The 11,520-nt window shown below is 30.9% G+C and carries 9 protein-coding genes and 1 other annotated feature; of the genes, 4 read left to right on the forward strand and 5 right to left on the reverse strand.

Annotation, left to right across the window (positions count from 1 at the left end):
• Window positions 1-74 precede the first annotated feature (74 nt).
• Window positions 75-277, forward strand: a binding site (T-box leader).
• Window positions 278-398: 121 nt separating this feature from the next.
• Window positions 399-2,336 carry a threonine--tRNA ligase gene (gene thrS, locus JJE11_RS06940; protein ID WP_291633954.1) on the forward strand — a complete coding sequence of 646 codons (1,938 nt, stop codon included), beginning with the start codon at window positions 399-401 and terminating at the stop codon, window positions 2,334-2,336.
• Window positions 2,337-2,391: 55 nt separating this feature from the next.
• On the opposite strand, the gene JJE11_RS06945 is transcribed toward thrS, so the two are convergent.
• Window positions 2,392-4,050: a glutamine--tRNA ligase/YqeY domain fusion protein gene (locus JJE11_RS06945; RefSeq protein ID WP_291633956.1), complete on the reverse strand. Its 1,659-nt coding sequence runs from the start codon at window positions 4,048-4,050 to the stop codon at window positions 2,392-2,394.
• Between the two features lie 488 nt (window positions 4,051-4,538).
• Between JJE11_RS06945 and JJE11_RS06950 the strand changes: the two genes are divergently transcribed.
• On the forward strand, window positions 4,539-4,802 hold the full coding sequence (locus tag JJE11_RS06950; RefSeq protein ID WP_291633958.1) for an HPr family phosphocarrier protein: 264 nt from the start codon (window positions 4,539-4,541) through the stop codon (window positions 4,800-4,802).
• Window positions 4,803-4,908: 106 nt separating this feature from the next.
• On the opposite strand, the gene JJE11_RS06955 is transcribed toward JJE11_RS06950, so the two are convergent.
• From JJE11_RS06955 to JJE11_RS06970, 4 genes are all read right to left on the reverse strand, one after another.
• On the reverse strand, window positions 4,909-6,123 hold the full coding sequence (locus JJE11_RS06955) for an EAL and HDOD domain-containing protein (protein ID WP_291633960.1): 1,215 nt from the start codon (window positions 6,121-6,123) through the stop codon (window positions 4,909-4,911).
• A gap of 152 nt (window positions 6,124-6,275) precedes the next feature.
• Complete coding sequence (locus tag JJE11_RS06960; RefSeq protein WP_291633970.1) at window positions 6,276-7,196, reverse strand: metal ABC transporter substrate-binding protein; 921 nt, start codon at window positions 7,194-7,196, stop codon at window positions 6,276-6,278.
• A gap of 174 nt (window positions 7,197-7,370) precedes the next feature.
• Window positions 7,371-9,059, reverse strand: a complete 1,689-nt coding sequence (locus tag JJE11_RS06965) for a ribonuclease J (protein WP_291633962.1) — start codon at window positions 9,057-9,059, stop codon at window positions 7,371-7,373.
• A gap of 909 nt (window positions 9,060-9,968) precedes the next feature.
• Complete coding sequence (locus tag JJE11_RS06970) at window positions 9,969-10,229, reverse strand: hypothetical protein (RefSeq protein ID WP_291633964.1); 261 nt, start codon at window positions 10,227-10,229, stop codon at window positions 9,969-9,971.
• A gap of 302 nt (window positions 10,230-10,531) precedes the next feature.
• On the opposite strand from JJE11_RS06970, the gene crcB (JJE11_RS06975) reads away from it, so the two are divergent.
• Window positions 10,532-10,963, forward strand: a complete 432-nt coding sequence (crcB, locus tag JJE11_RS06975) for a fluoride efflux transporter CrcB (RefSeq protein WP_291633966.1) — start codon at window positions 10,532-10,534, stop codon at window positions 10,961-10,963.
• 12 nt (window positions 10,964-10,975) lie between these two features.
• Window positions 10,976-11,329 carry a fluoride efflux transporter CrcB gene (gene crcB / locus JJE11_RS06980; protein WP_291633968.1) on the forward strand — a complete coding sequence of 118 codons (354 nt, stop codon included), beginning with the start codon at window positions 10,976-10,978 and terminating at the stop codon, window positions 11,327-11,329.
• Window positions 11,330-11,520: the final 191 nt, after the last annotated feature.

The following is an 11,520-nucleotide window of genomic DNA, read 5'->3' on the forward strand; positions in this document are numbered from 1 at the left end:
ATATAATACTAGTTTCATTTATATTCTTGACATTTTTACTAAAAGTGATATACTAAAATATATAAATTTAATAATCTAATACTACGAAGAGAAGAGTAAGCAATGGCACATTTGCAGAGAGAGAATACCTTAGCTGGAAGTATTCTTAAATGAAAATAGCTGAAGACTACCTCTGAGCGACTTTAATAAAGTCCGGTAATTCCGTTATAATTATTAAGTGGTTTATTTTATAAACAATTTGGGTGGAACCGCGGGAAATTATAATCTCGTCCCTTTTCTTTAGTTAGAATTGGGATGGGGTTTTTTTTATTTTCTAAAAATTGTAGTTTTAAAACTTGTGCATAATATTTATGCCCTTGTTGTCTTTAATAATTCAATCTTAGGAGGGAGTAATATATATGATAAATATTAAATTAAAAGATGGTTCAATAAAATCTTACGAATCTGAAATAACTGTATTTGAAGTTGCGAGAGATATTAGCGAGGGCCTTGCAAGGGTAGCTTGTGCTGGTATGCTTAATGGAAAAACTGTAGATTTACGTTACAAAATTACTGAAGATTCTGAGCTTAGTATATTAACTTTTGATAGCGCGGAAGGACAAAAAGCCTTTAGACATACTGCTTGCCATATTTTGGCCCAAGCGGTAAAAAGATTATTTCCTAGTTCTAAACTTGCCATCGGACCTGCTATAGATGGAGGTTTCTACTACGATTTTGATAAACAGGGTTCTTTCTCTGCTGATGAAATTATACAAATCGAAGCAGAAATGAAAAAAATAGTTAAAGAAGATTTACCAATAGAAAGATTTGAACTTCCAAGGGCTGAAGCTATGGCTTTTATGGAAGGAATAGATGAAAATTTCAAGGTTCAACTAATTGAAGACCTGCCATTGGATGCAAGTTTATCATTCTACAAACATGGTGAATTTACCGATCTTTGTGCCGGACCACATTTGATGTCTACAAAATATATAAAAGCTTTTAAACTAACTCAAGTTGCAGGAGCTTATTGGAGAGGCAATGAGAAAAACAAAATGCTTACCCGTATATATGGAACTGCATTTACAAAAAAATCTGATTTAGATGCCCATATAGAAAAAGTTGAAGATGCAAAAAAAAGGGACCATAACAAGCTTGGGCGCGAACTAAAATTCTTTACTACGTCAGATGTTATAGGTCAAGGGTTACCTCTACTTATGCCTAATGGCGCAAGAGTAATTCAGTTATTACAACGTTTTGTTGAAGATGAGGAAGAAAGAAGAGGCTACGTTATAACTAAGACTCCTCTTATGGCTAAGAGCGATTTATATAAGATGTCTGGCCACTGGGACCATTATAAAGAAGGAATGTTTGTCCTTGGTGATGAATCTAAAGACGCGGAAGTTATGGCACTTCGCCCAATGACGTGCCCATTCCAATTTACAATTTATAATACAGATCAAAAGAGTTATCGTGACCTTCCAATTAGATACGCTGAAACTTCAACATTATTTAGGAATGAGTCTTCAGGAGAAATGCATGGCCTAATAAGGGTACGACAATTCACTATTTCTGAAGGTCATTTAGTTGTTAGACCAGATCAATTAGAAGAAGAATTTAAAGGTGTTGTAGCTTTAACTAAATATTTCATGGAAACATTAGGACTTGAAAATGATATCACATACAGATTCTCTAAAGGGGATCGGAACAATAAAGAAAAGTATATTGATAACCCTGCTGCTTGGGAAGATACTGAATCCAAGATGAAGGAAATATTAGACCACTTAGGAATAAACTATGTAACAGCTATTGATGAAGCTGCTTTCTACGGACCTAAGCTTGATCTTCAAATCAAAAATGTTCATGGTAAAGAAGATACTATAATTACTGTTCAAATTGACTTCGCACTACCTGAAAGATTCGACATGACTTATGTTGATAAAGATGGAGCTAAAAAACGTCCATATGTTATCCATAGAACTTCAATTGGTTGCTACGAGAGAACTCTTGCAATACTAATAGAAAAGTATGCTGGCGCTTTCCCAACTTGGCTTGCACCATTACAAGTTAAGGTATTACCTATTTCTGAAAAGTATCATGATTATGCTCAAAAGGTAGTATCTAAATTAAAGAACTCAAACATTAGAGTCGAGGCAGACTACAGAGCAGAAAAGATTGGATATAAGATTCGTGAAGCTCGTAATGAAAGAGCCCCTTTCCTACTAATAGTTGGTGAAAAAGAAGAAGAATTAAATGAAGTTTCTGTTAGAAGTCGCAAAAATGGTGATGAAGGTGCAATTGCTTTAGATTCCTTTATAACAAGAATTAAAGAAGAAATAGAAACTAGAATATTATAATAATAAAAGCCAGTACATGATAAATCTTGTACTGGCTTTTAAATATTATTAAACTTTATTTATTAATTTTAAAGGAACTTTTTAAAGATACTATTCTGTTAAATACCATTTTATCTTCAGTGCTGTATTTAGAATCTACATTAAAATACCCATGTCTGAAGAATTGGAATTTATCTTGTGCTTTTGAACCCTTCATATTTGGTTCTACAAACCCTTGCAAAATCTCAATTGAATTTGGGTTTATTTGATTTAAAAAAGTTTTCCCTTCTTCTTGTGCTTCATCTAAAATCAAAGGTTCATATAATCTGAATTCTGCACTCACTGCATTTATTGCATCTACCCAGTGAATTGTTCCCTTAACTTTTCTTCCTGTAAATCCACTACCACTCTTAGTGTCATGATCATAAGTACAATGTAACTCACATACGTTTCCGTCAGAGTCTTTAATCATTTCATTACATTTTATAAAATATGCACCCTTTAGTCTTACCTCGTTACCTATGAACAGTCTAAAGTATTTCTTTGGTGGATTTTCCATGAAATCTTCTTGTTCTATATATATTTCTCTTGAGAATGAGACTTGGCGAGTTCCCATTGATGGGTCATCTTGATTATTCTCAATTTCAAGCATTTCCACTTGAGATTCTGGGTAATTTGTAATAACTACTTTTAATGGTTTTAAAACTGCCATGGTTCTAGGCGTTTTAGGACTTAAATCTTCTCTTATGAAGTGCTCTAGCATTTGACCATCTACAGTGCTGTTAGATTTTGCGATTCCAATTTCTCTACAAAAATTACGTATAGCCTCAGGCGTATAGCCACGGCGCCTTAGTCCCGCTACAGTTGGCATACGAGGATCATCCCAAGCATCTACAATGCCCTCATCTACTAATTGCTTAAGATTTCTTTTGCTCATTACGGTATTCGTTATATTTAATCTTGCGAATTCAATCTGCCTTGGTTTATTCTCCATTTCACAATTGTTTACAACCCAATCATATAGAGGCCTATGATCTTCAAATTCTAAGGTACAAATTGAATGTGTAATACCTTCAATTGCATCTTCTATTGGATGAGCATAATCATACATAGGGTAAATACACCATTTATCTCCTGTATTATGATGCACTGCATGCGATATACGATAAATTATTGGATCTCTCATGTTTATGTTAGGAGAGCTCATATCGATATTAGCTCTTAAAACCTTTTTTCCATCAACGAATTCACCTTTTCTCATACGGTCAAATAGGTCTAGATTTTCTTCCACAGTTCTGTTTTTGTGGGGGCTTTCTTTCCCTGGCTCCCTTAGGGTACCTCTGTATTCTTTCATCTCTTCAGCTGTTAAATCACATACATAAGCTTTACCTTTTTTTATTAATAATACAGCGCGCTCATACATTTCATCAAAATAATTTGATGCAAAATATAGATCATCCCACTGGAACCCAAGCCATTTTACATCTTCTTCTATGGAGTTAACGTACTCTGTATCTTCTTTTGCTGGGTTAGTATCATCAAAACGCAAGTTTGTATTACCTTTAAATTCATCTGCTAATTCAAAATTTAAGATAATTGATTTTGCATGCCCAATGTGCAAATATCCATTCGGCTCTGGTGGAAAACGAGTAACTATTTTTTTATGTTTTCCTGTTTCTAAATCTTCTATAACAATGTTTCTTATAAAGTTTGATGAAGTAGTTTTATTTTCCATATTTGTCACCTTCCTTTTAATCTCCCTTACAAGTTAGGTAGTTTACTTATAAGATTCCTTGCCTATAATTTCCCTTACTTATAAGGTTAGCATACTTATAAGCTCGCTCACTCGTAAGTTTTATCTATATTCTAATAAATATATCACAAAAACGGATTTTTTTCTAGGATTTTTATACGTAATGTGGTATTAAATGTATATTCTATCTTATAGTTATGATTATTATATTTTTTAACTCAATAGTTATTCTTGCCATCTAAGCTTAAAATAAATCCATTTGGGTTGATTTACAATTACTAAACTTACATGCTCTTACATTCTGTCTGAAGATAGCACTAGAAAGATAATTTTTAATAAGAGGATATCTAAATGAGTTAAATTAAAATTATAAAAAAAGAATTGATAGATATGTTATACTTATTAAATACTACAAATTTATATCCATATGACTTAAATGCTAAATAGCTAAATTATAGGAGGTTATATTAATGGAACTAATCGTTAAAATACTAAACGAACAAGGGTTACATGCAAGACCCGCTTCTACTTTTGTAAAAACTGCAAGTAAATTCAAATCTAATATTACAATTGTACATGGTAAGGAAGTTGCAAACGCAAAATCTATAATAAACATAATGAGCTTAGGTTTAACTAAAGGTGAAGAAATTAAAATTATAACAGAAGGTATAGATGAAAAAGAAGCTATGGCCGCATTAGTGAGTGCTGTAGAAAGTAAATTTGGAGAAGTATAACAATCGTAAACTTTCCTTCTGAAATATCATTAACATAAAAAAGTAATATAACCCTTAAAAAGGTTTATATTGCTTTTTTATGGTTTATATTGCTTTTTAAGGTTTTCTAAATTGGCATTTGTTCATTTGCATAAAGAATTGCCTCACAATATTCGCTTGGCAAACACTTTTCATCTAATTTAAGTTGTTTTGAAATTCTTGTTACCTCATCCCATTCTCCTTTTTCATATTTTATGATTAAATCAAGTAACTTTCTATATTTATTATTATTAATTCCGTTTAGTGCATCTTTTACTTCAATAGGCAGTAATAATTCCTGTAGTATTTGATCTAGTGGTATATCCATAAGTAAGTCTACCATAGATAACATGCCAATCAAATAAGCGTTAAATGAGTTAAATCCTATTTTAACCTTCTCAGCAATTAACTCAGCAAATTTTGCCCTTGTCAACGACTCAATTATTATAATTTCCGGTTTATCTTCACCTAAAGTTTTAAAAACCATTAAATATAACCACATTTTTATTTCTTTTTCACCAAGCAAAGAGAGTGCTTGGTTAATTGATTTTATTTCACTTCTAAAAACATAATTCGCTGAATTTATAAGTTTTAAAAGCTTGAAAGATAATGACACATCTCTTTTTATTAAATCCTCTATAATGCCTATATTAAAAGTACCGCTATTAATCTCCTGCAATAATTTCATATAAATAATATTGTTTTCTGATATTCTTTTACCAGTAACTATTAATGGTCTACTAAAATAGTAACCTTGGAAGTATGAATATCCATATAAAACCGCTTCATTAAATTCTTCTATAGTTTCAACTTTTTCCGCAATAAACTTTATGTTTTTAGAGTTAACCATTTCAATTACTTTTCTTCTTTCAATTCCCTTAGTTATCTGGAAATCTACTTTAATAATATCTGCTATCTCTATAAGTTTTCTATATTTATCAGAATAAACGAAATCATCCAAGGCTATAAGATACCCTCGTCCTTTTAGCTTTTTACATAACTCCAATATTTCCTCAGTAGGTTCTATTCCCTCTAATATTTCAACTACCACTGATTTTGGCGATAGAACTGTAAAAATGTCAGATTTCAATATATTTTCAGTGAAGTTAATAAAAGCTTTTTTACCTCCTGTTACCTTCTCAATACCTATATTTATAAAACTGTTTTTTATAACTTCAATGGTTGCTTTATCGCCATCTTTACCTTGATAACTGTTTTTTTCACTATCTCTAAATAATAACTCGTATCCATACAATTTATTAAACTTATTAAGGATTGGTTGTCTGGCTAAAAATACATCCATAATTGTCCTCCTTTGCAAATATATTTAACCTGCACTAAGTCTATTATACATATTTTTACACGTTTTTACAATATTTTTATTATGAAATGTCTTATTTTAAATACGAATATTAATAAAATTAACCCATACCTAATTAAGGTATGAGTTAATTTTCATTTTAAACTATTATAAATATTGGCTAAATTTTCTTCCATGCTCTGAATATAATTCTTATTTCCTTCACTGCTTTCTATTGTATATATTTTTTTAACGTCAGCACCTACCTCATTTGCAAGAGTTTCAGATACTCTTGGACTTGCAAGTTCTTCCATGAAAATAATTTTTATTTTATTTTTCTTAGATAACTCTACTAATTCTTTTAATTTTTGTGGTGTAGGGTCGCCTTCTGCAAACACATCTTCTACACTATTTTGTATTAATCCAAAATCTCTACACAAATACCCAAAAGCAGCATGACCTGTAACAAAATTTTTATTTGTTACCCCTTTGAATTTTTCTTTATATTCACTAAAAAGTTTATCAAGTTGATTTGCGAATTCTTGAAAATTTTTCTCATAAAAATCCTTATTTTTTCCATCAGCCTTAACCAATGCATCTTTTATGTTTTTAGTTTGAATTTTTGCTTCCTTTAAACTAAGCCATATATGTGGATCATATTGTCCAAATTCTTGAATTTTTCCACCTTGGTTTTTTATTGGATTTACACCTTTAGAGGTATCAACTACAATTAAGTTCTTGTTATCTATAGCACTTAAAGTTTTATCTACCCAGGATTCCATACCAAATCCAGAATAAACAAACAAATTAGCTTTACTTATGTTTTCCATATCCTTTATTTTAGGTTCAAAGTCATGTGGTTCAACACCCTCCGGTATAACTGTTTTCACTTCAATTTTATCTTTCCCAACCGCCTGCGCAAATTCCTTTAGTGGATTAAAAGACACCACCACTTGCAGCTTTGACTCGTCACTTTGTTTATTGTTTTGCGCTCCTTCTTTTGTAGAATTTGAACATCCAGCTAATGTACTTATAATACATGCTGATAGTATTACACTAATAATTTTTTTCAATATTTCTTCACTCCTCAACAGTTGTTGCAACTCATTTGCATTTACTCTTACAATATACTCATATATTGGCAACTTGTCAATACTGTTAGCTTTTATATTATTATAAAAAAAGAAAAACATGTATTACTGCAATTGTAACTTCTACCTCAACTGCATTTCCGTAATACATGTTTTTTTTTATATTTCCATTATTATTGGTATAATTATTGGTCTTCTCTTAGTTTTTACATATAAAAACTGAGCTAAGGCATTTCTTATACAGGTTTTTATTACAGCCCATTCTTTAATCTTATTATCTAAACACTGCTCTAACTCTTTTCTCACAATGTCCCTGGCCTCATTAATAAGTTCATTGGATTCTTTCATATATACAAACCCTCTTGTTATTATATCCGGTCCTGCTACTATACTATAAGTTTCACGTTCTATAGTAACTACCACAGTAAGGATACCCTCTTCTGCTAAGTGCTTTCTGTCGCGAAGTACGATATTACCAACGTCTCCTACTCCAAGTCCATCAACCATTATAGCTCCTGTTTGCACTCTTCCAGCTAATCTACATTCGCTTGGAGATACTTCTAATATCTGTCCGGTTTCTCCAATAAAAATATTCGCTGGATCCATTCCTATTTTTTCTGCAAGTAGCGCATGTTGTTTCAGATGTCTAAATTCACCATGCACTGGCATAAAATATTTAGGACGAACTAAGGTATGTATTAATTTTAATTCCTCTTGACACGCATGCCCAGAAACGTGAATTTCTTCGGTAGTATTGTATATTACATTAGCTCCCTTTTTAAATAACTCATTTATAACTTTGTATATAAGCTTTTCGTTTCCAGGAATGGGAGATGCAGATAATATAACCATATCACCCTTTTGTATTTGAATACTCCTATGAGTAGCTGATGCCATTCTTGTTAAAGCCGCAAGCGGTTCACCTTGACTGCCAGTGGTTACTATTGTTACCTTATCATCAGGGTAATTATGGAGTTCTGCCACGGTAATTATTGCTTCCGGTGGTATATGCAAATATCCTAGTTCAATAGCCACTTGAGATATTCTTTCCATACTTCTTCCACTAAATGCTATTTTTCTTCCATTGGAAACGGATGCATTTGCAATTTGTTGTATTCTATGAATATTTGATGCAAATGAAGCTACTATTATTCTACCGTCCGCACCTTGGAATATTTTATTTAAAGTTTCCCCAATTACTTTCTCAGATATAGTAAATCCAGTTCGTTCTACGTTAGTGCTATCAGCCATTAGTAATAATACTCCTTGACCACCTAATCTTGCAAATCGCTCTAAATCTATAACTTCTCCATCAATTGGAGTATAATCTATCTTAAAGTCTCCTGTGTGTATAACTCTCCCAATAGGCGTATGTATAGCAATTGCACAGGCATCTGCTATGCTATGACTAACTCTTATAAACTCTACACTGATTTTATCTAATTTTACAATATCACCAGGTTTCACTATATTTAGGGTGCAATCTGCCAATATACCATGTTCTTGCAACTTATTTTCTACAAGTCCTAATGTCAGACATGTTCCATATACTGGAATATTAATTTGTTTTAGAACATATGGTAATGCTCCAATATGATCTTCATGACCGTGGGTTAGAAAAATCCCTTTTACTCTATCTCTATTCTCTATAAGATAAGTTACATCAGGAATTACTAAATCCACTCCATACATATCCGCTTCTGGAAAAGAGATTCCACAATCTATAACAATAATTTCTTCCTTATATTCTATTGCCGTAATATTTTTTCCGATTTCTCCCAGTCCACCTAGTGGAACAATTCTGATTTTGTTTTTACCTTTACTTTTACTTTTATAATTATTATTCAATATTTTCCCGATTCCTAAATATTAGGCAATCTATCCATCCAATATTTTCGTTCTGTCGACTAAACAAAATGGCAGTATCATATGATTCAACTACTTAGGTTAGTTCTGTTTTTGTAAGTAACAGTTCTGTTTTTGTAACTATTATGTTATTATATCAGTTCTGTATATTAACGCTATATCAACTTATCAACTTACTATTCCAAGCATTTTCTTCCTATTAACTAACCATAAATCAGGATTTTCACCTACCTTTTCTTTTATATTTTTATTACAATAATCTTCGTAACTCATTTTTCTTTTTAAGAGAGAAATGTTGGTATTGCCGATATCCAAATCTGGCTAATCTATCTCTCCTACATTTGCTATTCTTGCTTTAATTTATTTTTATCATCTTCATTAACTTTATTAATTTTCTTTTCTTCTCCTTTCTAGTATTTTTATAAATTTATATTTCAAAGTGTTGCTTGTTAGATAAACATCACTTTCTTGTTCAACTTTATATTTTATAATATTTTAATTATCAACTTAAATAATACTATGTTTAGAAAATATATATTCTTATTCTAAATAAGAGTATAATATTTCCCTAATAAATACATTAATCAATACTTCCTTTTTACTAATCAAATTTAATTATACCATATTATAATTGATTATATTCAATTATAATTCAAAAAAGGTTGAGAAATAATTCCTCAACCTTAAAATATTACTTTAGATCGTAAATATTTCATCTAAAAGATGTTCTCACTAATTTCTTTTAGCATGCTTAATCCCTTAACTTCTCTATTGTACATGGGTATTTTTATATTTCAGTATCTGTACTAATTCCATTTTACTTTTGAAACCCAAAAAGAAAAAACTAGCAAGCGCTAGTTAGTTTTTTGAAGCTATTTATACATTTTAGTATTATCCTAAGTTAGCTAAATCAGCTAAAACAATTGTCTTCTTAAATAGGCCACCTTGCTTAGTATAGTGTAAAATATATTCTTTTTCATAAACATTATGTATTTCTAACTTTGTAATTCCTTTTGTTTTTAGAACTAATTTTACTTTATTAAATTCATCAAGTTCTTCTTTTGAAGTTAGCATAGTGTAGAAAAGCTTTTGTGAAAACGTGGACCAAGTCATCAACAGCTCATCGATAGGTGTGTTAACATCTATATTCATTTATCTTCCTCCTTATATAATGTATAATATTATTATACCACTATTTGTTTTTTCTCGTACACTCTATTATATATAATTAATTATATATAATCAACTTAATTTGGAATTAAAATTGATATGTTTTATTGTCTTTGTTATAATTATTTGATTTACAAAGATTTATAAATCATTTATAATTATTGACACTTTTTAGGTAATTAAACAATAACTACTTATTTTGTGCTCTAAACCTGTAATAAGACCTGTTTTATGAATTATTATGTGAACCTAAAAATAGATTGTTAGAGGAAGTGATCGGATATATGAGAAAATATACATTTATAGCTATAGGTGGAATGCTTGGAGCAATCCTTAGATATATAATAAAAAATATACACCTTTATCATTATAAAGGTATTATTCCAATAAATACAATTTTAATTAATGTTTCTGGCAGTTTGATCTTAGCACTTATACTAACCATTTCCTTTGAGATTTTTGAGCTTGATTCCGATATAAGACTTGGAATTGCTACTGGTTTTCTGGGAGCCTACACAACTTTCTCTACTCTTTGCAAAGAAACTGTAAATCTTATAAATCAAGGAAACTCTTATTCTGCTATATCTTATATAGCACTTTCAACAATTTTGGGACTTGCCGCAGCTTATTTAGGAGTGGTGCTAGCAAGAGAGTTCGTTTTGAATTTTAAAAATAAACATAAGGGCACAGATAGTGTAGAACAAGAAGATGCATAGGAGGCTAAATATATGACATATCTGTTAATCGGAGTTGGTGGAGCAGCCGGAAGTTTGGTTCGATATATCCTTGGTAAATTCATAAGTGAAAAGTCGAATACTGCTTTCCCAATAGGAACTTTTATAATAAATATCACAGGTGCAGTCTTTCTTGGCATTGTAAGTACAATTGGCGTAGGTAGTAATATAATGCTGCTCCTTGGAGATGGTTTTTTAGGTGCATACACAACTTTTTCAACCTTTATGTATGAAGGATTTAATCTATTTGAGGAAAAAGAAAAACTGAATGCTTTTATATATATTACATTCTCATTAATATTAGGTATAGCAGGTTATGCCGTGGGCAATAAGCTCGGTAGTTTATAAAAAAGGAGGAGTAAATAATGAAAATAAGTTGCAATTATATTATGAAAAGCGGCTACAATATACAATATATTATAGCCACTTTTCAGAAAATTTCGTAATTATAATTTTATTTAAACCTTCTTGCAGTAAGGTAATCCCTTCTTGTCAATGCGGATATTTTAACCACATCTCCAGTACTAGGCGCGTGAATA

The sequence above is a fragment of the Clostridium sp. genome, from assembly GCF_016650095.1.
Taxonomy (GTDB): Bacteria; Bacillota; Clostridia; order Clostridiales; family Clostridiaceae; genus Clostridium_AD.

What these genes read in the sequence shown, in the direction of transcription:
- thrS (WP_291633954.1), top strand. Translation starts at nt 399, where the DNA reads ATGATAAATATTAAATTAAAAGATGGTTCAATAAAATCTTACGAATCT.
- JJE11_RS06945 (WP_291633956.1), bottom strand. Translation starts at nt 4,050, where the DNA reads ATGGAAAATAAAACTACTTCATCAAACTTTATAAGAAACATTGTTATA.
- JJE11_RS06950 (WP_291633958.1), top strand. Translation starts at nt 4,539, where the DNA reads ATGGAACTAATCGTTAAAATACTAAACGAACAAGGGTTACATGCAAGA.
- JJE11_RS06955 (WP_291633960.1), bottom strand. Translation starts at nt 6,123, where the DNA reads ATGGATGTATTTTTAGCCAGACAACCAATCCTTAATAAGTTTAATAAA.
- JJE11_RS06970 (WP_291633964.1), bottom strand. Translation starts at nt 10,229, where the DNA reads ATGAATATAGATGTTAACACACCTATCGATGAGCTGTTGATGACTTGG.
- crcB (WP_291633966.1), top strand. Translation starts at nt 10,532, where the DNA reads ATGAGAAAATATACATTTATAGCTATAGGTGGAATGCTTGGAGCAATC.
- crcB (WP_291633968.1), top strand. Translation starts at nt 10,976, where the DNA reads ATGACATATCTGTTAATCGGAGTTGGTGGAGCAGCCGGAAGTTTGGTT.